The organism is Variovorax sp. 278MFTsu5.1 (assembly GCF_048305045.1).
GTDB lineage: Bacteria > Pseudomonadota > Gammaproteobacteria > Burkholderiales > Burkholderiaceae_C > Variovorax > Variovorax guangxiensis.
Window position 1 is genome coordinate 3275276 of the sequence record NZ_CP157622.1, and the last position, 22078, is coordinate 3297353.

General features: G+C 67.2%; 16 protein-coding genes. 4 read left to right on the forward strand and 12 right to left on the reverse strand.

Features of this window, described 5'->3' with window-relative positions:
- Positions 1-55: 55 nt before the first annotated feature.
- The 7 genes from ABL844_RS15300 to ABL844_RS15330 all read right to left on the reverse strand — a co-directional run bounded on the left by ABL844_RS15300 (position 56) and on the right by ABL844_RS15330 (position 7951).
- A complete protein-coding gene (locus tag ABL844_RS15300; RefSeq protein ID WP_418131796.1) occupies positions 56-727 on the reverse strand; it encodes a hypothetical protein in 672 nt (223 codons plus the stop codon).
- Positions 728-797: 70 nt separating this feature from the next.
- Complete coding sequence (locus ABL844_RS15305; protein WP_418131797.1) at positions 798-1925, reverse strand: ABC transporter ATP-binding protein; 1128 nt, start codon at positions 1923-1925, stop codon at positions 798-800.
- Between the two features lie 12 nt (positions 1926-1937).
- Complete coding sequence (locus tag ABL844_RS15310) at positions 1938-2789, reverse strand: carbohydrate ABC transporter permease (protein ID WP_418131798.1); 852 nt, start codon at positions 2787-2789, stop codon at positions 1938-1940.
- Positions 2782-3651: a carbohydrate ABC transporter permease gene (locus ABL844_RS15315; protein WP_418131799.1), complete on the reverse strand. Its 870-nt coding sequence runs from the start codon at positions 3649-3651 to the stop codon at positions 2782-2784. The genes ABL844_RS15310 and ABL844_RS15315 overlap by 8 nt, the downstream gene beginning before the upstream one ends.
- A gap of 27 nt (positions 3652-3678) precedes the next feature.
- Entirely contained in the window at positions 3679-4935 is a 1257-nt protein-coding gene (locus ABL844_RS15320) for an ABC transporter substrate-binding protein (protein WP_184638169.1), read from the reverse strand.
- Between the two features lie 158 nt (positions 4936-5093).
- Positions 5094-6461 carry a carbohydrate porin gene (locus tag ABL844_RS15325; RefSeq protein WP_418131800.1) on the reverse strand — a complete coding sequence of 456 codons (1368 nt, stop codon included), beginning with the start codon at positions 6459-6461 and terminating at the stop codon, positions 5094-5096.
- A 512-nt stretch (positions 6462-6973) separates the two neighbouring features.
- Positions 6974-7951, reverse strand: a complete 978-nt coding sequence (locus ABL844_RS15330; RefSeq protein ID WP_184638165.1) for a LacI family DNA-binding transcriptional regulator — start codon at positions 7949-7951, stop codon at positions 6974-6976.
- A 251-nt stretch (positions 7952-8202) separates the two neighbouring features.
- On the opposite strand from ABL844_RS15330, the gene ABL844_RS15335 reads away from it, so the two are divergent.
- Complete coding sequence (locus tag ABL844_RS15335) at positions 8203-10824, forward strand: GH92 family glycosyl hydrolase (RefSeq protein WP_418131801.1); 2622 nt, start codon at positions 8203-8205, stop codon at positions 10822-10824.
- Positions 10821-13850 carry a GH92 family glycosyl hydrolase gene (locus ABL844_RS15340; protein WP_418131802.1) on the forward strand — a complete coding sequence of 1010 codons (3030 nt, stop codon included), beginning with the start codon at positions 10821-10823 and terminating at the stop codon, positions 13848-13850. Before ABL844_RS15335 ends, ABL844_RS15340 begins: the two co-directional genes overlap by 4 nt.
- Before the next feature lie 17 nt (positions 13851-13867).
- On the opposite strand, the gene ABL844_RS15345 is transcribed toward ABL844_RS15340, so the two are convergent.
- The 4 genes from ABL844_RS15345 to ABL844_RS15360 form a co-directional block, all read right to left on the reverse strand.
- A complete protein-coding gene (locus tag ABL844_RS15345; protein WP_418131803.1) occupies positions 13868-16963 on the reverse strand; it encodes an efflux RND transporter permease subunit in 3096 nt (1031 codons plus the stop codon).
- A 10-nt stretch (positions 16964-16973) separates the two neighbouring features.
- Positions 16974-18146, reverse strand: coding sequence for an efflux RND transporter periplasmic adaptor subunit (locus ABL844_RS15350; RefSeq protein ID WP_221297481.1), 1173 nt, complete (start codon positions 18144-18146; stop codon positions 16974-16976).
- A gap of 41 nt (positions 18147-18187) precedes the next feature.
- Entirely contained in the window at positions 18188-19834 is a 1647-nt protein-coding gene (locus ABL844_RS15355) for an efflux transporter outer membrane subunit (RefSeq protein ID WP_418131804.1), read from the reverse strand.
- A gap of 486 nt (positions 19835-20320) precedes the next feature.
- Positions 20321-21037: a helix-turn-helix domain-containing protein gene (locus tag ABL844_RS15360; protein WP_126019449.1), complete on the reverse strand. Its 717-nt coding sequence runs from the start codon at positions 21035-21037 to the stop codon at positions 20321-20323.
- A gap of 69 nt (positions 21038-21106) precedes the next feature.
- Here ABL844_RS15360 and ABL844_RS15365 point away from each other — a divergent pair, with 69 nt between their 5' ends.
- Positions 21107-21346 carry an XRE family transcriptional regulator gene (locus tag ABL844_RS15365; protein WP_126019452.1) on the forward strand — a complete coding sequence of 80 codons (240 nt, stop codon included), beginning with the start codon at positions 21107-21109 and terminating at the stop codon, positions 21344-21346.
- A gap of 13 nt (positions 21347-21359) precedes the next feature.
- On the forward strand, positions 21360-21596 hold the full coding sequence (locus tag ABL844_RS15370; protein WP_184638158.1) for a hypothetical protein: 237 nt from the start codon (positions 21360-21362) through the stop codon (positions 21594-21596).
- Here ABL844_RS15370 and ABL844_RS15375 read toward each other — a convergent pair.
- On the reverse strand, positions 21547-22050 hold the full coding sequence (locus tag ABL844_RS15375; RefSeq protein ID WP_126019457.1) for a hypothetical protein: 504 nt from the start codon (positions 22048-22050) through the stop codon (positions 21547-21549). The genes ABL844_RS15370 and ABL844_RS15375 overlap by 50 nt on opposite strands.
- Positions 22051-22078 lie beyond the last annotated feature (28 nt).

Sequence of the window (22078 nt, forward strand, 5' to 3'; positions counted from 1 at the left end):
GCACGCGAGGATTTTTTCTTGGCCGCTTCAATACGCCTTGCCCGGCGACATGTGTTCAAGGCCGCTGCTGAGGACACCCCAGCCTGAACTGCCTGTCCCGCGTGCGGTGCCGTTCGGCACGCTGCCAATCCTGGGTGTACATGCCTTGCGGCTGCCTCCCAAGTGCGTCCAGCCACTTGATGCGCTCGGCAAGTCCGCTGCACTCATCGGCGAAACCTTGATCGACGTTCTGCGCCACCTGTCGCTCGTATTCCTGCTGTTGCGCCGCGATGACCGCGTTGTTCCGCCGCGATGCCTCGCGCTCCTGCGGACTCATCCCATCGGCGATGTTCACGTCGCGCCGCAGGCGCACCGTCGTGGCGCGTGAGCCTTCGGGACACGGTCCGTCGGAGTACGCCGCCTTGCCGGAAGGCGTGAGGCACTTCGTGACCTCGAAGGTGTCCTGTGTCGTCGTTCTTTCCTGGGGAAGCGACGGCGTCGCCGTAGGTGCAGGACGATTGCTCGCCGACGGCGGCGTGGCGGGCGAGGGCATCGGGATGGAATGCGGGCCGACAGGCTGGGTCAGCAGCCACTCGGCCAGCAGGTAGAACACGAACACCACCACAACGCCCACAACCAGCCACAGCCCCAGGCGACGTTCCGGCTGGGGCTGTCGCAAGCTGCGCTCCCAGGCGGCCATGGCCTCCCGGCGTTCGCGCATCGGATCGTGTTCGTCTTCGGTGCTCATGGAGCCGTAGTATCTGCGTTGAAGGCTCCTGCAGAGCGGTCGCCTGGCCCGGCAAGCACTCGGCTTTCACCTACGCAATCAGCTCTTCACTCTCCACATCGAAGAAAACCACCTTCGACAGATCGACCGAAAACCGCGCCCGCGCCCCGGCCGTCAACGCCGCATCCGGCGCCAGCCGCGCCGTGAAGTCATGCCCGTCGATGTCCAGCAGCACCAGCGTGTCCGCCCCGGTCGGCTCGACCACCTGCACGCGCGCTTCCAGATGGCACTGCGAGGGACCGGGCACCGCATCCGAAGCAACGAGGCTCACCGCCTCGGCGCGCAACCCGACGATGACATCCTGCCCAGCGCAGACCGCCTGCGGCACAGCCGCCAACACCTCCGCCGGCAGATTGATCGCCGTTTCCCCGGCACCACCATCCGCAGCCACCAGCCGCAGCTCCCCATGCCGCTCGCTCGCCATCCGCATGCGCAGCAGATTCATGCGCGGCGATCCCATGAAGCTGGCCACGAAGGTATTGGCCGGCCGGTTGTAGACCTCGTGCGGCGTGCCCAGTTGCTGCAGCACGCCGCCCTTCATCACCGCGATGCGCGTGGCCAGCGTCATGGCCTCGATCTGGTCGTGGGTGACATAAACGATGGTGGCGTTCAGCCGCTGGTGAAGCTTCTTGATCTCGGTGCGCATGTCCAGCCTGAGCTGGGCGTCGAGGTTCGAGAGCGGTTCGTCGAACAGGTAGAGCTGCGGCTCGCGTGCCAAAGCGCGTCCGATGGCCACGCGCTGCCGCTGGCCGCCGGAGAGCTGGCGCGGCTTGCGGTCCATCAGGTGGCCGATCTGCAGCAGCTCGCCCACCTTCTTCACGCGCTCGGCGCGGGTGGCCTTGTCGACCTTGCGCATCTCCAGCGGAAACTCGATGTTCTTCGCCACCGTCATGTTGGGGTAGAGCGCATACGACTGGAACACCATCGAGATGTTGCGTTCCGCCGGCGCGGCGTGCGTGATGTCGCTCCCGTTGAGCTGCAGCCGGCCTTCGCTGGGCTCTTCCAGCCCCGCGATGATGTTCATCAGCGTGCTCTTGCCGCAGCCCGAAGGGCCGACGAGCACGATGAATTCGCCGTCTTCCAGCGCGATGGAGATGTCGTGCAGGATGTGCACGGGGCCGAAGCTCTTGCGGATGCCAATCAAGTCCAGAGAAGCCATTCACCTACCCAACTAACCTTTGACCGAGCCGGCCATGAGGCCGCGCACGAAATACTTGCCGGAGACCAGGTACACGATGAGCGTCGGCAGCGCCGCGATGAAGGCGCCCGCGAAGTGCACGTTGTATTCCTTGACCCCCGTGGAGCTGTTGACGAGGTTGTTCAGCGCCACGGTGATGGGGAAAGAGCTGTAGTCGCTGAACGAGGCCCCGAAGAGGAACTCGTTCCAGATGTTGGTGAACTGCCAGATCACCGTCACCACGATGATCGGCGTGCTGTTGGGCAGCAGGATGCGCCACAGCACGCCGAAGAAGCCCGCGCCGTCCATGCGCGCCGAGCGCACCAGCTCCTGCGGAAAGGCCGCGTAGTAGTTGCGGAAGAAGAGGGTGGTGAAGCCGATGCCGTACACCGTGTTGACGAACACCAGCCCCGTCACCGTGCCCGCGATGCCCAGCAGGCCCAGCGTCTTGGCCATCGGGATCAGCACGATCTGGAACGGGATGAACACCGAGAACAGCATCGCCGCGAACAGCAGGTGCGCGCCGCGCACACTGAACTGCGTGAGGATGTAGCCGTTCACCGCGCCGATCAGCGTCGACAGCACCACGCCCGGCACAACCAGCAGGAACGAGTTGATGAAGTAGGGCTTCAGCCCGGTGGGCTGCACGCCGATCTGCGCTGTGCTCCAGGCGGCGCGCCAGGGCGCGAGGGTCCAGTCCACCGGCAGCGTCATCAGGTTGCCGTTGCGGATCTCCTCCAGCGGCTTCAGCGAGTTGACGACCATCACGTACACCGGCATCAGGAACACCAGCGCCATCACGGCCAGGAGCGCGTAGAGCGCGATGCGCAGGCTCCGCTCAGCCATTGTTCTTCGCTCCCCGCATCTCGCGCAGCAGATAGGGCACCACCACGACGCTGATCGCCAGCAGCATCAGCACCGAGCTCGCCGCGCCCACGGCCATCTCGTTGCGCGCGAAGGTGTACTGGTACATGAAGACCGAAGGCAGCCAGGTCGAGCGCCCGGGCCCGCCGTTGGTCAGCGCGATCACCAGGTCGTAGGACTTGATCGCCATGTGCGCCAGGATCACGAATGCCGAGACGAACACCGGCCCCAGCTGCGGAATGACGATGCGCGCATAGATCTGCCAGGTGCGCGCGCCGTCGACGCGCGCGGCGCTGATCTGTTCGCTGTCCACGCCGCGCAGGCCGGCCAGGAACATCGCCATCACGAAGCCGGAGGTCTGCCACACGGCGGCGATGACCACGCAGTAGATGGCCATGTCGCCATCCTTGATCCAGCCGAAGGCGAAGCTGCTCCAGCCCAGGCTCTGCAGCGTGTGCTCCAGGCCCACGCCGGGGTCGAGCAGCCATTTCCAGGCCGTGCCGGTGACGATGAGCGAGAGCGCCATCGGGTAGAGGAAGATGGAGCGCAGCACGCCCTCGGCGCGGATCTTCTGGTCGATGAGTATCGCCAGCGCCAGCCCCAGCACCATCGCAATGACGATGTAGAGGCTGGCGAACACCGCGAGGTTGCGCAGCGACACCTCCCAGTTCTCCAGGCCGAGCAGGCGTTCGTAGTTCGCCGTGCCCGCCCACTCGGCGGTGGGCAGCATGGTCGACGTCGTGAACGACAGGTACACCGTGAACATGATGTAGCCGTACACGCAGACCAGCACGAGCAGGGCGCTGGGGCTCAGCAGGAGCCGGGGGAGCAGGTTGGATTTCAAGGGCGGCAGCAGGCGTCGGTGAGGTCTTCAGTTCTTCGCCGCCGACACCAGTGCCGCGACGGCCTTCCTGTCGTCCAGCTGGCCGTTGAAGTGCCGGGTGATCACGTCGTAGAACGCGTTCTTGATCGACGCGGGCACCGCGTGGCCGTGCGCCATCGAGCCCACCAGCGTGTTGCCCGCGCTGGCCTCGGCCACGTCCTTGATGGCCTTCTTGCCGCAGGCGTCGAAGGCGGTGTCCGGCACGTCGGTGCGCGCGGGCGCCGAGCCCTTCACCACGTTGAAGGCCGACTGGAAGCCCGGCTCCATGATCGCGGTGGCCAGCTTCTGCTGCGCGGCTTCCTTGTCGGCGTCCTTCATCTTGAACATCACGAACTGGTCGGTGTTGAAGGTGACCACGCCCTGCGTGCCCGGGAAGCGGAAGCAGGCGAAGTCCTTGCCCGGCACCTGCCTGGCGTTGACGAATTCGCCCTTGGCCCAGTCGCCCATCACCTGGAAGCCGGCCTTGCCGCCGATCACCATGCCCGAGGCCACGTTCCAGTCGCGTCCCGAGAAGTCCTTGTCGACCAGCTTGCGCAGCTGGCTCATGCGCTGGAACACCTTCTCGGTGGTGGGCGAGCCGATGGTCTTGCCGTCGAGCTCGATGAAGACCTTGCGGTAGTAGTCGATGCCGCCCGTGGAGAGCGCCACGCTCTCGAACAGCGTCGCGTCCTGCCACGGCTGGCCGCCATGGGCGATGGCGACGAAGCCGGCCTTCTGCACCTTCTCGGCGGCGGCGATGAACTCGTCCCATGTCCTGGGCTCGGCCGTCACGCCGGCCTTGGCCAGCACCGCCTGGTTGGCCCACACCCAGTTGGTCGAATGGATGTTGACCGGCGCGGCGATCCACTTGCCGTTGTACTTCGAGAACTTCTGCAGCGCGGGCGGCACCACCTTGTCCCAGCCGCCTTTCTGGGCGAGCGCGTTGAGGTCGGCCACCACGCCCTGCTTGCCCCAGTCGAGGATGTCGAAGCCCAGCATCTGCGAGGCCGTGGGCGGGTTGCCCGCGGTCACGCGTGCCCGCAGCGCGGTCATCGCGGCCTCGCCGCTGCCGCCGGCCACGGGCATGTCGTTCCACTTGACGCCCTGTTTCTCGAGGTTGCCCTTGAGCACGTTGAGCGCGCCGGCCTCGCCGCCGGAGGTCCACCAGTGCAGGACTTCCACGCTCTGCTGTTGCTGGGCCATGGCGGCACCGCTGCCCATGGCGAGGCTGAGGGCGGCTGCGGTGAATCGGGATGAGGTTTTCATGTGCTTGTCTCTTCTCATTGCAGTGTTGGATGCCGGAGCCGGCGGCAGTTTAGGCAGCCCCTCCGGGGCCGCGCGCTGTGATTTCCCGGACGAAACACAGCGTTGCGAGCGCAACAAGAGCGCCGCCAGGAGCGTGTGCGGGATCGCCATTGCCTGGTTCACTCCCACCAGGCTTCCATCTGGATGCCGAACACGGTGGCACTGCGCCGCCCGTTGGCCCCGAAAGTGCCCGCGTTGGCATCGGCCGCTGCCTTGTTCCAGCTCGCGCGCGTGGCGTAGATGCGGAATTCGGGCCGGGTCCAGAAGTCGGTGTTCGGCGAGAAGGCCACGGCGATCGTGCCCTTGTTCAGCGTCTGCCTGGGCTGGCCGTCGATGCTGCGGCGCGTCGTGCCCAGCTCGGCCAGCAGCTTCGTGTACTTGGCGATGCCGTAGGACACGCGCCCGCCCAGCGTGAAGTCGCGCGTCTCGGGGCCGTCGTCGGGGCGCGTGGTCTGGTAGCCGATCAGCGTCTGGCCGCCGAAGCGCCCGATCTGGAAGTCCATCGAGTCCAGGATGCGCCGCTGCTTCGCGCCCGCCTGCGGCGTGATCACCGTGCGCTCCACCAGCGGTGCGAAGAAGAAGCTGTCCGACTGGCCGATGCCCGCCGGCAGCAGGAAGCCGGTGGTCGTCGTGCTGTTGTCCAGGTTGTAGAACTTGCCGCTGAGCGACGAATGCCCGTTGGAGGCCTGCGCGATGAAGATGTTGTTCAGCCCCGGCGTCAGGAAGTTCTTCTGCACATGCATCAGGCCCAGCGCGCCGCCGTCCTTGCCCTTGGCGAAGTTGCCCGAGATCAGCCCGCCCGTGACGGTGAGCTTGCCGTCCGGGTTGGTCGGGATGTCGCGCCACTGCACGTTGATGCGCTTGGCGTTGTTGGGGTTGCCGCTCCTGTTGTCGACCGAGTCGGCCGTGTGCAACGCCACGTTCAGCCGCCCGAGGCCGCCCAGCGGAATGTCGTCGATGCCGGCGCCGTAGTTGTCGCCGTCTTCCACCACCCACTTGTCGACGATGTGCACGTCCTGCACGCGGTGGTAGCGCTGGCCCGCCCACAGCGTGGCGCTGTTGCCGAAGATGCCGCTGAGCGAGAAGTACGCCTGCGCCGTGCCGCTCTTGCCGTTGTAGATCGTGGGCATGTAGAACACGCCCCACTTGATGCCGTCGCCCAGGTCGAAGCGCTTGCCGATGCCGAACTCCAGGTAGTTGTCGCCCTCGTTGCCCAGGCGGTACTTCTGCAGGTCGCCGCCCAGCGAGTAGCCGCCCTTGGGCTTGCCGTTGCCGGCGCTGTAGAAGCCGCCGCGGCCGTAGCCCCAGAACTCCAGGCCGGTGGCCTCATTGACCTTCTTGACGAAGTCCTTGGTGGGGTCGGACTTAACCGCCGCCTCGGGCGGTGCGTCCGTCGGCGTCTCCGCAGTCTGGGCATGCGCCAGGCCGTGCAGGCCGGCGAGCAGCACGACGGCCGCGGCGGTGATTCGGTTCAGCTTGGGTCTCACGGGAGTCTCCTTGGTCAGGGTTGTTGTGAAGGCGTGAAAGAAGCGGGAAAGAAAAAAGAGAAAAAAAGGCCGTCCGGCCGCTTTGGGCAAAAGCGGTCCCGCACCGGTCGGGGAGCCGGCGTTTCGCGTTCAGACGCGTTCGAACGGAAAGGGGGAGAGGGGGAGCGGGGGAGGCGCTATCGCTTCATCGGGCGACAGGCAGGGCGGGCGCACAGCACAGGGCGTTCGCGAAAGAAGTGACGCACGGCGATGCGGCAATGAGGCCTGCGTTCAGGCATTTGCCGGTCGTGCATGCAGGTCGCTGCCATGTGCTGTGTCTCCTCTTGTTGTGCTGCGTTTGCCGTGTCGCTCTTTGTCGGAAGGCCGGCTTCCCGAGGGGCCCGACGTGTGACGGCACGCAGTGTAGGAGCGGGGTTTCGCGCGGCGATCTTGTGATTTCCCGGACGAAACACAGCGTTGCCAGCGCAAAAAGCGCCGGGGTGAAGAGCCTGCTGTGGCGGAAGAAAAGCGCTTCAGCCGCTCGTGCTCGCGCGCACGATCAGCTCGACGGGCAGCGTGTTGAGCCGGGGCATCGAGGAGCCCTGCAGCACCAGCTCGACACCGAAGCGGCCGAGTTCCTGGCGGTCCACGCGCAGCGTGGTGATGGGCGGATCGGACTGCGCCGCGGCGAGTGTGTCGTCGAAGCCGACGATGGCGATATCGCCCGGCACCGAGAGGCCTGCCTGCCTGCAGGTGCGCAGCGCGGCAAGCGCCGCTGCGTCGTTGTACGCGAACACCGCATCGGGCGGCCTGCGCAGCCGCAGCAGCTGCTGCATCGCGGCCGATGCGCCCAGGTCGTGCAGTTGCCCCGTGGGCGCCACCACTTCGAGCTCGGGGTCGGCGAGGATGCCGGCCTCGAAGAGCGCGCGGCGGTAGCCCTGCGCGCGCTCGAGGATGCTCACGTGCGCCAGCGAGCCCGCGATGTACGCGACGCGCTTGCGGCCGATGTCCAGCAGGTGGCGCGTGGCCATGTAGCCGCCCACCGCGTTGTCGGGGTTCACCGAGGGAAGGTCGCCCTGCGAGAAGTCGATGAGCGCGATCGGCAGCTCCAGCCCCGCGACCATCTGCAGCACCTCGCTCTCGAAGTAGCCGGCCGCGAGGATCATGTCGGGCTCGTGCATGCGCAGCTGCTCGCGTATCGGATCGGTGGGCCCGCAGGTCAGCAGCGTGGGCACGATGCCGAACCTGCGGCACGCCTCCTCCACGCCATGCAGCACGTCGGAGAAGAAGGGGTTGGTCGAGAAGTGGCTGTGCTGCCTGTGCACCATGAAGGCCAGCTGCCTGGCCTTGGCGCCACGCAGGCGCGCCGCGTTGTAGCCGATGTCGCGCGCCACCTGGCGGATCATGCGGCGCGTCTCGTCGGAGAGGCCGCGCTGGTTCTTCAATGCGCGCGATACGGTGCTGATGGAGACGCCGGAGGCCTCGGCCACATCGCGGATGGTTACGGGCATGGATCTCCTTGGGATGGGCTGTCGCGGTGAGAAAGGGCGCCATTTTGGGGTGGGCGGCGCGGCCTTGTCGAGGCACTGCTGCACGCGCGAAGCCTTTGCCTGGAAGGGGAAGCGCGCTGATTTGTTTCCCTGCCAACGCCATGTTTCGTTCGGGAAATCACAAGACCGCCGCGGCCGCGGCCGTACCTACACTGCGGCCGTCCGGCGCTCCGACCGTGAGCGATGTACAGACAACCAGGGAGACAGACAACATGGAAAAGAAGCTCGCATGCGGCAGGACCCTGGCCGCGAGCGTGATCGGTGCGTCGCTGCTTTGGGGCTGCGGCGGCGGTGGTTCGGGTGGCTACTCGATGCCCCTGCCGACGGCGGCAGGCGGGACGGCCACGGCTCCTCCGGCCGCGAACGGTTCCGACCCCGGCACCGTCGCCTCGGGCACGAGCCCTGGCCCCGATGCGGGTGCGTCGACGCCGACCGTGCCGGTGCAGGAAAAACGCATCGACATCCCGCTCACGCAGTACGTCAACCTGTTCGTCGGAACGAAGATCTCCGACACCGGCAGCGGCCACTCCGGCAACGTCAACCCCGGCGCGCAGACGCCCTTCGGCATGGTGAGCTTCGGGCCCGACACGCGCGGCAGCGGCTCGCCCTGGGGCTACGGCTCCGGCGGCTACTACGACGGCGACAACGCCATCCGCTACTTCAGCATGACCCATCTCAACGGCCCGGGCTGCAGAGGGCAGGGCGCGGTGGCCATCCTGCCGAACAACGCCGGCGGCGGCATTCCCTCGGGCGGCCTTGGCTACACGAAGGCCAACCAGTCGGCCAGCCCCGGCTACTACAGGGTGAAGTTCAACAACGGCATCACCAGCGAGCTGACGGCGACCACGCGCACCGGCATGGCAAGGTTCAGCTACGCGGACAAGGACAAGGCCTTTCTCGTCATCGACTCCGCGCGCAACAACCCCAACCAGAGCGGCGTGCCCTACAGCGGCCTGACCGACATCGCGCTGGGCGCCGATCTCAGGTCGGTGTCGGGCACGGCGGTCGCCAACGAATTCTGCGGCGGCACCTGGAAGCAGCCCGTCTACTACTACGCGAGCTTCGACAAGCCGCTGAAAGCCGGCTCGGCCATCTCGGGCAAGGCCGCGCAGCTGCAGTTCGACCTGAAAGACAACGACCTCTCGGTGCAGCTCAGGGTCGGCATCTCCTCGGTGAGCGTAGCCAACGCGAAGGCCAACCTCGAGGCCGAGAACCTCGACGCCTCCTTCGACACCGTCAAGGCCACGGCCGACAGCAACTGGAACAGCCGGCTCAACGTCGTGCAGCTCGACCTCGCCAGGACCGGCGAGCTCGACAAGCTCGATGCCGGCAAGAAGGACGACGCGACCACCCAGCTCGCGAAGTTCTACACCGCGCTCTACCGCGTCTACAGCGGGCCGACCGTCTACAGCGACGTCAACGGCGACTACCGCGGCATGAAGCAGGCCGACCTCTCGCAGTCCAACAACGTGCTGCCGGCGAGGGCCACCGAGAACGTCGCGAACTACAGGTTCAAGCTTGACGGCAAGGACGCCGGCTACAAGACGCACTACAGCGGCTTCTCGATGTGGGACACCTACCGCAGCCAGGCCCAGTTGCTCGCCATGATCGCGCCCGACGAGGCCAGCGACATGATGCAGTCGCTGGTGGCCGACGCGCAGCAGTGCGGCGCCTTCCCGCACTGGGTGGACGGCAGCGAGGACACCACGCCGATGAACGGCGACCATGCGCCCAACGTCGTCGCCGGCTCCTACATCTTCGGCGCGCGCAAGTTCGACCTCGATACGGCGCGCAAGTACATGCTGCAGGCCGTCACCAACCCCAGGGGCCAGTGCAACGACAAGTTCTCCATCGGCAAGCCCGGCGACAGCCTGGCCGACTACATGAGCCTCGGCTGGATTCCCTCCGACAGGGGCTACGACAACCCCTCGTCGACAACGCTGGAGGCCATCACCACCGACCGCTCCGTCGGTGCCTTCCTCGATGCGCTGCCCGCCACCCGTGCCACCGACAAGAGCGTGATCGACACGGTGTTCAGGCGCGCGGGCAACTGGCAGAACATCTTCGACGACACGAGCAAGACGCTGAAGTCGAAGACCGCGGCGGGCGACTGGGCCGGCGGCGTGTTCCATGAATCGACCGAAGCCAACTACCTCTGGACCTTCGCCTACGACTGGACCCGTCTCGCGCAGAAGCTCGGGGGCCAGAAGGGCACGCTCGACCGGCTCGCCAGCCTGTTCTCGCTCGATACCGCCGATGCCTTCAACGGCACCGAGCCCAGCGGGCAGGACCTGAACGGCGGGGAGAGTTCCGACAACTACTACATCGGCAACGAACCCGCCTTCCAGACGCCGTGGGCCTACAACTGGATCGGCTCCGCCAAATACGCGCAGTACGTCATCCCGGTCATCCTTCGCAAGAACTTCAGCCTCGGCTCGGGCGGACTGCCTGGCAACGACGACATGGGCGCGACCTCGGGCTGGTTCGTGTGGGCTTCGATGGGGCTGTATCCGGTGATTCCTTCTGCCCCCGGACTGGCCGTGTCCACGCCGCAGTTCTCGGGCATGACCCTCTGGCTGGGCAACGGGAAGAAGCTGCGCATCGAGGCCGACCGGCAGGCGCTCATCGACAACGTGCGCTACATCGGCGAGATGAAGCTCAACGGCACGACCTACGCGGGCTCGTGGCTGCCGCTCGACAGGATCAAGGACGGCGGAACGCTCTCCTTCAAGCTGTCGACGACGCCCACCGACTGGGCTTCCGATCCGTCGCTGACGCCGCCCTCGGGACCAGCCGCGGACTACACCAAGGCAACCTCCGCGGGTGCGATGTGAGCGCCCCGGCACGGTTCGCGGGCAGGGCTGCCCGGGCTGCCGCATGGGTTGTCGCGGCAGCACTGTGGGGGTGCGGAGGCGGCTCCGGCGGGGGCTTCTCGGTGCCGTCGCCGCAGGGCGGAGCACCCGGCGATCAGCAGCAGGTCGCCGGAAGCAATGGAGGCGAGGGCAACGGCAGCACAGGCGCGGGCAACACCATCGTTACCACCGTCACCACGGGCGGCACGAGCGGGAGCGCCCCGGCCCGCGAGAAGCAGGACCTCGCGAACTATGTCAACACGCTGCGCGGCTCCCACTCCAACGCCTACATCTACGACGGCTATTCGCGCGGCAACACCTTCCCGGCCACCGCCGTGCCCTTCGGCTTCACGATGTGGTCGCCCGTCAACCGCATCGACCCCGATGACGAGAGCTCCGGCTGGAGCAACACCAAGCCCTATGACGGCTACATGGGCAACGACTTCTTCTACACCTTCTTCGAGGACGAGAACGACACCAAGCCGCTGGACCGCATCTTCGCCTTCGCGGCGGTCCACGAGGCCAGCCCGTGGATGGGCAACCGCCAGTCGCTGCAGTTCATGCCGGTCACGCAGACCGACAGCGCTGGCAACCCGGTGCTCGACAAGGCCTCGCGCGGCGAGAAGTTCAGCCACGGGAACGAAGTGGCGCATGCGCACTACTACAGCGTGACCTTCGACAACGGCACCCGCACCGAGATCACCCCCACCGACCACGCGGCGTACTTCCGCTTCACCGCCGCCGCGAACCAGCCTTCGCTGGCGGTGGTGTTCGACGTGTTCAAGGGCGTGCCGGGTTCGCTGAACGTCGACGCAGCCAACGGCACGGTCTCGGGCTACACCGACCAGGGCTCGCCGCGCATGTACTTCCATGCGGTGGCCGACGCACCGGTGAAGGCCTCGGGCGCGGCCTCGTTCCCGACATGGCTGCGCTTCGACACCGCCTCCGCGGGCAGGCAGGCGGTGGGCCTGAAGGTCGGCACCTCCTTCATCAGCGTGGAGCAGGCCAAGGCCAACCTGATGCAGGAGATCGGCGCCAGGTCCTTCGACGACGTGCTGGGCGCGGCCAAGGAGGCCTGGAACGACAGGCTCAACACCATCCAGGTCGAGGGCGCGACGGAGGACCAGAAGACCATCCTGTACTCCAACATGTACCGGGCCTTCCTGTACCCCAACTCGGCCTGGGAGAACGTGGACGGCACGCCGTCATACCTGAACCCCTACGTGAGCCCGATGACGGTGCGGCCCGGCAAGCTGTGGGTCAACAACGGCTTCTGGGACACCTACCGCACCACCTGGCCGCTGTACACGCTGCTCTTTCCGCAGCAGACCGGCGAGATGCTCGACGGCTTCGTCAACGGCTACAAGGACGGCGGCTGGACCACGCGCTGGGCCAGCCCGGGCTATGCCGACATGATGGTGGGCACCAATTCCGACATCATCCTTGCCGATGCCTACCTGAAGGGCGTGCGCAACTTCGACGTCAACGCAGCCTACGACTCGATGCTGAAGAACGCGTCCGTCTACAGCCCCAACAGCGACCGCGGCCGCAAGGGAATGGAGAAGACGCCGTTCTACGGCTACTCGACGGTCTACGGCGAGTCGGTGTCGTGGTCGCTCGAGGGTTACCTTAACGACTTCGGCGTGAGCCAGATGGCGAAGGCGCTGGGCAAGACCGACGACGCAGCCTACTTCGCCAACAGCGCGACCGGCTACGCCAACATCTTCGACGGCGCCTCCACCGGCACCTGGGCCGGCGGCTGGTTCCGCCAGAAGAGCACGGGCGGCGCCTTCGGCGGCGGCGCGCCGAACCCGATGGCCTGGTACTACGGCTACACCGAGGGCAACGCCTGGACCTATGCCTTCGCCACGCCGCAGGACGGCCGGGGCCTGGCCAACCTCTACGGCGGCCGCGCCGCGCTCAAGGCGAAGCTGGATGCCTTCTTCACGACCAGGCCCGGCCTCGGCTACGACGGCACCGATCCGAACGGCTCGCACACGGGCATCAAGCCCGAGATCAAGTCGGCCTACGACGTGGACGCGCTGGCAGGCGTCGGGCAGTACCAGCATTCCAACCAGCCGGTGCACCACACGATCTACATGTACAGCCACGCCGGAAGCCCGGCCTCCGGCCAGAAGTACCTGCGCGACGTGATGGACAAGCTCTACTTCTCGGGTTTGGACAAGAACGGCGTGCCGAACGGCGACGGCTACATGGGCGACGAGGACAACGGAGAGATGTCGGCCTGGTACGTGCTCAGCGCCATGGGCTTCTATCCGGCCTCCACGGGACGGCCCGAGTACACGATCGGCGCGCCTTACTTTCCGAAGATGAGCGTGCTGGTGCCCAACGCGAAGGGCGAGCCGCGCGCCATCACCATCAGCGCACCCGGCGTGAGCAGCACCAATCGCTACGTGCAGGGCCTGAAGCTCAACGGCACCAGCATCACGCGCACCTACCTGACGCACGCCGAACTGGTGGAGGGCGCGACGCTGGAGTTCCAGATGGGGCCGAACCCGTCGTCATGGGGCACTGGCGACGACGATGCGCCTTCGTCCGTCACCAAGGACGCTGCCAGGCCTTCGCCCTTGCAGTCGCTGCTGCCAACCTCGGCCTTCTCCACGACCGCGAGCAATACGACCGGGCTGAAGAACCTGAACGACCGGACCTCGCTCACGGAATGGAGCAGTGGTGCCGGCGCGGCGTGGATCCAGGGCAGCACGGCCGGTACGGCGCGCAAGGTGGCGATCTACACGCTCACCTCCAGCAGCAAGACCGGGCAGGACCCGGCCGGCTGGACACTGAAGGGCTCGAACGACGGCATCGACTGGACCACGCTCGACACGCGCCAGGGCGAAGTGTTCGCCTGGCGCCGCCAGGTACGGCCCTTCGTCGTGAAGGCGCCGGGCGCCTATTCGACCTACCGGCTGGAGATCGGGGGAGGAGTGGGTGGGGGCGGGGCGGTCAGCCTCTCGGAATTCGAGCTGCTGGCCGCGCCGCCGAACTGAAGACCCGAGCCAGCCGCTCAGGCCTCGGGTGCCACGCTGCCCGGCAGCGCGGCCGGCGGCGTTGCACCGCTGGCAGGTTCCTCGCCCGGGCCTTCTTCCTTCTGGTGCTGCGCGGCGATGAAGAGGTACATCGCCGGCACCACGAAGAGCGTGAACAGCGTGCCGATGGAAAGTCCGCTGAAGATCACGATGCCCATCGCCTTGCGGCCCGCGGCGCCGGCGCCTGAGGCGATCACCAGCGGCAGCACGCCGAAGACCATGGCGGCGGTCGTCATCAGGATGGGGCGCAGTCGGGTGCCGGCGGCTTCCACGATGGCGTCGAGCTTGCTCAGGCCCTGCTTCTGCAGGCGGTTGGCCACCTCGACGATCAGGATTCCGTGCTTGCTGATGAGGCCCATCAGCGTCACCAGGCCCACCTGCGTGTAGATGTTCATCGAGGCGAAGCCCCAGAAGATGAAGATCATCGCGCCGAAGAGCGCCAGCGGCACCGACACCAGGATCACCACCGGGTCGCGGAAGCTCTCGAACTGCGCCGCCAGCGCCAGGAACACGATGATCAGCGCGAACACGAAGGTGATGGCGAAGTTGCCCGACTCCTGCACGAACTGTCGCGACTGGCCCGAGTAGTCCACCGTGTAGCCGCTGGGCGCCATCTGCTGCACCAGGCCGCGCAGGTACTCCAGCGTCTCGCCCTGCGTGCCGCTGGGCACGCCCTGGATGGTCACGGAGTTCAGCTGCTGGAAGTGGTTCACCGTCTCCGGCTGCACGCTGTACTTCAGGCTCGCCACCGTGCTGGCCGGCACCACGCCGCTGGGCGTCTTGATGTAGAAGTTCAGCACGTCCGACGGGTTCAGCCGGTCGACCTGCTGCACCTGCGGGATCACCTTGTACGAGCGGCCCGAGATGGAGAAGTAGTTGACGTAGGCGCCGCCCAGCGCCGCCCCCATCGCGTTGCCCACGTCCTGCTGCGTGATGCCCAGCGTGGCGATCTTGTCGCGGTCGACCACCACGGAGGCCTGCGGCAGGTCGATCTTCAGGTCGGCGTCGATGTAGTAGAACTTTCCGTCGGCGCGCGCCTTGTCCATGATCTGCTGGGCGAGGGCATTCAGGTTCTCGAAGGGCTCGGTCGTCTTGATGACGAACTGCACCGGCAGGCCCGAGGCGCCCGGCAGCGCCGGGAACTGGAAGGCCACCACCTTCGCGCCGGCGATGCCGTTCCAGCGCTTCTGCAGGTCGGTCTGGATGTCGTGCGCGCTGCGCGTGCGCTCGTCCCAGGGCTTGAGCAGCACGCCCGCGATGCCTGCGTTGGTGCTGGGCACGCCGGTCAGCTGGAAGAGCTGCGCGTACTCGGGCGTGTCGTGCGCGATCTTGAAGATCTGGTCCGCATACGTCTGCATCTGGTTGATGGTGGCCGTGGGCGCGCCCACCACCTGCGACAGCACGATGCCTTGGTCTTCCTCGGGCGCGAGCTCCGACTTCGACATCTTGAACATCACGAACAGCAGCGCCACCAGGATCGCGCCCATGACGATCATCACCGGCCAGGTCTTTAGCACGCCGCGCAATATCAGCTGGTAGCGGTGGTGCACGCGCTCGAAGACGTGCTCGATCTTCATCGCGAACTTGCCGCTGTCCTGCTCGGGCTTGAAGAAGCGCGAGCACATCATCGGCGACAGCGTGAGCGCCACGATGCCCGACACCACCACCGAGCCGGCCAGCGTGAAGGCGAACTCGGTGAAGAGCGAGCCGGTCAGCCCGCCCTGGAAGCCGATGGGCACGTACACCGCCACCAGCACCACCGTCATGGCAAGGATCGGCCCGCCCAGTTCACGCGCCGCGAGCAGCGAGGCCTGCATGGGCGACTTGCCCTCTCGCATGTGCCGGTCGACGTTCTCCACCACGATGATCGCGTCGTCCACCACCAGCCCGATGGCCAGCACCAGCGCCAGCAGCGTGAGCAGGTTGATCGAGTAGCCCAGCGCCAGCATGATGAAGAAGGTGCCGATCAGCGACAGCGGCATTGCGATCACCGGCACCACCACCGCGCGCAGGCTGCCCAGGAACAGGTAGATCACCACCGTCACGATGACCAGCGCCTCCACCAGCGTCTTGATCACTTCGCTGATGGAGGTGTTGATGAAGTCGGTCGAGTCGTAGACGATCTTGCCCGTCAGGCCCGTGGGCAGCTGGGACTGGATGTCGGGGAACACCGTGCGCACCTGCTTGGCCACGTCGAGGATGTTGGCCTCGGGCGCGACCTTGATGCCGATGAACACCGAGCGCACGCCGTTGAAGGCCACGTTGAAGTCGTAGTTCTCCGAGCCCAGGGTCACGTTGGCCACGTCCTGCAGCCGCACGATCGCGCCGTTGGAGCTTTTCACCGACAGCTGCTTGAACTCGTCCACGCTGTGCAGCGAGGTGCCGGCCGTCAGAGGCACGCTCACCATCTGGCCCTTGCTCTGGCCGACGGCCGCGAGGTAGTTGTTGGCGGCCAGCGCCGCGCTCACGTCGGTGGCGGTCACGCCGTAGGCGGCCATCTTCTGCGCGTCGAGCCAGGCCCGCAGCGCGAAGGTGCGCGCGCCGAGGATCTCGGCGGTCTGCACGCCCGGAATGGCGTTGAGCTTGGGCTGCACCACCCGCACCAGGAAGTCGGTGACGTTGTTGTTGGGCAGCGTGTCGCTGTAGAAGCCGATGTACATCGCGTCGGTGGTCTGGCCCGTGGCCACCGTCAGCACCGGCTGCTGCGCCTGCGGCGGCAGCTGGTTGCGCACCGAATTGACCTGCGTGTTGATCTCGGTCAGCGCGCGGTTGGAGTCGTAGTTCAGCCGCAGCGTGGCGGTGATGGTCGACACGCCAAGGCTGCTGGACGACGACAGGTAGTCGATGCCCTGCGCCTGCGACACGGCGGCCTCCAGCGGCTGCGTGATGAAGCCCGCGACCGTGGCCGCGTCCGCGCCGTAGTAGGCGGTGGTGATGGTGACCACGCCGTTCTCGGTCTTCGGGTACTGGTTGACCGGCAGGCCGGCCAGCGCGCGCAGCCCGAGCACCACGATCAGCATGCTCACCACCATCGCCAGCACCGGCCGGCGGATGAAGATGTCCGTGAAGTTCATGCGGGCGACCTCACTTTTCCTGCGGCGTCGGCGCCGGGTTGTTGGCGGGCTGGACGCTGTTGTCCACCACCACCGGCGTACCGTTCTTCAGCTTGTTCTGGCCGCTGCTCACCACCACCTGGCCGGCCGTGAGGCCCTTGACGATGGCGATCTGGTCGCCGCGCGTCGGACCGGTCTCGATGAAGACCTGCTGCGCGACGAGCTGCTTCGCGCCCGGCGGATTGGCGGGCTGGGCGGGAGCACCCGCGGCGCCAGCGGATCCTGCCTTGGGCGGCTCGGCCTCCTTCACCACGTACACGGTCGAGCCGTACGGGTTGTAGGTCACGGCGGTGGACGGCAGCGTGAGCTGCTCCTGCACGCCGCCCACGTCGATCTTCACGTTGGCGAACATGCCGGGCAGCAACTGCTGCTTCGGGTTGGAGACGGTGGCCTCCACCTGCACGTTGCGCGTGGCGGCGTCCACCTTCGGGCTGATCGCGTTGATCTTGCCGCTGAAGGCCTGGCCCGGAAAGGTGTCCACCGTCAGGTTCACCACCTGGCCCACCGCCAGCCCCGCGAGTTGCTGTTGGGGCAGGGCGAAGTCGACGTAGATCGGGTCCAGCGTCTGCAGCGTGACGAGCTTGTCGCCCGCGTTCACGTACTGGCCGGGGTTCAGCGTGGTGATGCCCAGGCGGCCCGAGAAGGGCGCGCGGATCGACTTCTTCGCCACCACCGCGGCCTGCTGCTCGACCTGCGCGCGCTTGGCCTTCAGGTCGTTGGTGTCGGCGTCGATCTGCGCCTGGCTCACCGCCTGCACCGCGAGCTGCGCCTGGTCGCGCTTGAGCACGGTGGCGGCCTGCGCTGCGGCGGCCTCGGCCGAGTGCAGCAGGGCGATGTCGGAATCGGCGTTGAGCTCGACCAGCAGGGTGCCGGCCTTCACGTCCTGGCCCGACTTGAAATGCACCGTGCGCACCAGCCCGGCCACTTCGGTGCTCAGGTCGGCGCCGCGCACCGGGTTCAGCGTGCCGACCGCGGTGAACTGCGACTGCCACTGAAGCTTCTGCACCTCGGCCGTCGACACCGTCTGCGGCGCCGGCTTGGGCACGGCCGCAATCAGCGCGCGGATCTGCATGAACTTGCCGAACGCGAGCACGGCGACCAGCAGCAGTACGCAGCCGATCATGATGATCATTCTTCGGGTCATAAATTGGCTTTTCTTGGAGTTTTTGGAGTGTTCGGGGCCGCTCAGTTCTGCGGCGCTGCTGCCTGGGAAGCCTGTTGAGCCGATTGCGCCGATTGCGCCGATTGCGCCGATTGCGCCGGCTGTCCGGGCGCGATGGCCGCATTGGCGAGCGCGCCGCGGTTCCACCAGCCGCCCCCCAGCGCCTGGAAGAGGGCGGCCGTGTCGGCATAGCGCGCGGCCTGCGCCTGCACCAGCGCGGTGTGCGTCTGCAGCCAGGCCTGCTGCGCGGTCAGCAGCGTCACGTAGCTCACCGCGCCGGCGCGAAACTGCGCGGTCGACAGGTCGAGCGATTGCCTGGCGAGCGATTCGGCCGTGGCCTGGGTCTGCAGCGCGGCGGCGTCGAGTTCGAGCGCGCGCAGTGCATCGGCCACGTTCTGGAAGGCGCCGAGCACGGTGTTGCGGTACTGCGCCGCCGCCGACTCGTAGGCCGCGACGGCCGCGCGCTGCTGCGCGCGCAGGGCGCCGCCGTTGAAGATCGGCTGCGTGAGCCCGGCGCCGATGTTCCACAGCGTGGTCGGCCCGGTGAACAGGTCGCGCGCGCGCAGCGAGGTGTTGCCGTAGCTGGCGCTCAGCTGTATCTGCGGATAGAGGTTCGCCGTGGCCACGCCGACCGCCGCGCTGGCCTGGTGCAGCTGGGCTTCACTGGCACGCACGTCGGGCCGCTGGCGCGCGAGCTCGGAGGGCAGCGACAGCGGCAGCTCCTGCGGCAGCGAGAGGCTGGCGAGATCGAATTCGGGCAGGCCCTGCTCAGACGGCAGGCGGCCCGCGAACACCGCGAGCTGGTGGCGCGTCTGCGCGAGCGACTTCTCCAGCGGCGGGATCGCCGCCTGCGTCTGCGCGACCTGCGTGCGCTGCTGCAGCACGATCGATTTCGGGATCGCGCCGGTGTCGAACTGCTTTTCGATCACGCCCAGTTGCTCGCGCTGCGCCTGCAGCACCTCGCGCGTGGCCTGCAGCTGGCCGCGCAGCGCGGCTTCGCGGATCGCGGTGGTGACCAGGTTCGACGTGAGCGTGAGGTAGGTCGCCTCGACCTGGTAGCGCTGCGCTTCCACGGCGGCCTGCGCGCCCTCGATCTGCCGGCGCGAGCCGCCGAACACGTCGAGGTTGTAGCTGACGTTGACCGATGCGTTGTACAGCGTGAGCAGCTGGCCGCCCGGCACCTGCGTGCTGACCTCGGAGGCCCGCTCGCGCTGCGCGCCCAGTTGTGCCGTGACCTGCGGCCACAGCAGGTTGCCCGACTTCGCGTCATAGGTGGCTTCGGCCTGCCGCAGCGCGGCCTGCGCGGACGCCAGCGTGGGGCTCTGTTCGAGCGAGGCGCGGATCAGCCGGTCGAGCTGGTCGGAGCGGAACACCTCCCACCACTGGGCCGGGATGTCACGGCCCGGCAGCAGTTCCTGGGCCTGTCCGGCCGGCACGTCGGACTTTGCGGTGCGCGCCGGCATCGGCGCGGGGGTGTAGTCGGCACCGCTGGCGGCGGCGGGAAGATCGGGCGTCTTGAAATCCGGCCCGACCGCGCAGCCGCCCACCAGCAGCAGGACGACGCCGAGCACGGCACCCTGAACGGGCCACCCCGGCCGTGAGCGCGCAGGCGCAGCGCGCAACGACGAACCGGGGTGATCCTCCAACGCATTGTTTTCTTGATATTGCATGGGGCAGCGGTTGTACACCCGGAACGCCCGGGCTGCCTGACTTTCCCGAAGTCTCGTAGCCGTCGCCCCGCGTTGCGAGGCCGTTGCGACGAAACAGGATCTGCACGGCGCGAAATGTACGGGCAAGGCGCCAAACGCACCACCCCGAGACGCGGCACAAGCCTCACCGCTGCCCCTATGCCAGGAACACCGAGGAACCGGCTTTGCCGGGCCTCAGGTGTTGCCCCCGGTAGGGGGTTGGCGAAGCGGCACGCAGTGCCGCGCAGCCTGGGGGCGAGCAACGCCCCAAAAAAAAAGCCCGCACGAAGGCGGGCTCGAAGGTGACCTGCTGGAGGAGGGAGGATCAGAGGATGCAGGCCACAGGGAGAGCCATGAATATCGCTTCCGAACCTGCACGCAACCTGACCTCGACGGAATCCTGTTCCACGCTAATTTCCGGCTCATTCTTCGCCGGACGCGTCAATCGCGCTCGCGATCGGTGCTCGCTCAGTCTTCGTCTTCCCACTTGCCGACAACGGTGCCCAGCACGGTGAAGGATGTGCGTACCGGCTCGTGCTTCGGGTTCAGCGGCAGCAGCCAGCGGCGGCCGTCGTCCTGCTTGAACACCTTGAAGGTGACCTCGTCGCTGTCATCGAGCTTCGCGATGACGCGCTCACCGTCGTCGGGCTTTCTCAGCGCGGTATCGACGAACACGATGGAGCCTGGCGGGTAGCTCTTCAGCAGGCCGCTGGTGGAGGTCATGCTGTCGCCGCGAACGCGCAGCGCATAGCTCTGGAGGCTGTGGTGGGCGATGCAGGGAATCCAGCGCTCGGCGTGCGGCTGCTGCGAGATCTCGTGGCTGTCCCAGTTGGCTGCGTCGGCCCAGGAGATGAGCGGCACCGTGCCGGGCGTGCGCGGGTTGAAGCTGGGAATGGACGGCGGCGTGTGCGTCACCCGATAGGGGCCGAGCGGCTCGCTGACCCGGTCGCGGGCCTGGCGGAGCTGGTCTTCGTCCCACGGGGCGGGGCCGTCGCCGGTGTCCAGCCAGTTCGGATCGGCACGGTAGGCGCGCGCCAGGGCCAGCACGCTCATGGAGCGGGTGACGTCGCCTCGTTCGATCTTGGAAATGCTGGATTGCTTGACGCCCGAGACCGCTTCGGCCTGCTTCTGCGTCATCTTGGCGAATTTGCGCGCGGCAAGGGCGCGTTTGGCAATGCTGTCCATCGAGTGGGGATTTAAGCCCAAACGAATATTCTTCTCAAACTCTAGAATAGTAAGAAAAGGGAGGAAAGAATGAAGCCACGGGAGTTGGTTCTGGCGCTGAGGGCCATGGGCCTCACGCAGAAGCAGATCGAAGAGAGAACGGGAATTCCCCAGCCGACGGTCTCCAAGATCGGCCTGGGCCGGGTGGCCGACGTGATGTCGCGCCACTATGTCGCGCTGGTGGCCGCCTACGAGCAGCGGGTGAAGGAGGAAGCGCTCAAGCCCGGGCCGGAGGCTTTCCGCCAGCCCGAGAAGAAAAAGCAGCCATAGCGATGAGCGCGCGATGCGCCGTCAACGATGGCCGTCGGGCCTGTGGCTCGACCGCACGCTTTGCGTGCTGCTGGCGCTGCTGTCCCTCGCGGGGCTTGCCTTCGGGCTGATCGCGGCGCGGCCGGCCTTTGCGGGCGGCGGCTGCTTCGGGCTGGTCTGCGCGGCGTGGGCGGCGCAGGTGCTCTTCGACGGCGAGGCGCTCAGGCGCTCGCGTGCGGTTCGGGCGGCGCGAGAGCGAGGGTGGTACTGACCCGGACGCAGTCCTTGATGTGCTGTTCGCCGAGGGCGCGCAGCGCCGCGTAGCCGAGCGCGGCCGACACCACCTGCCCGGCGATGGGCACGTACTTGGTCGCCTGCTTGGCCGTGAGGCGCACGCCCGCGTGCCTGGCGAGGCGCAGCAGCAGGTCGCGCGTGACCAGCCTGCCGACCAGCAGCGCGCCCACCGTGGTCGCGGCCTTCTGGATGCGCTCGCGCTGGTGCGGCGCGAGCTTCTCGACCTGCGTGACCGAAAGGCCGAACTCGGCGCTGATCTGCGGCACCAGCCGCGAGAGCAACGCGGCGTCGGCCATCCAGTCCAGGCCGGGCAGGGGAACCGCGCTGGCCGCTGCCGCCATCAGCGCCTTGCGGCTGATGAGGCGGCGGCTGCGGTGGACGGCGGCGATGAGCTTTTCATCGCCCCGGGCCAGTTCGATGGCTGACGGCATCCGGCGACTCCCTTCCTTCTTCCTGCCT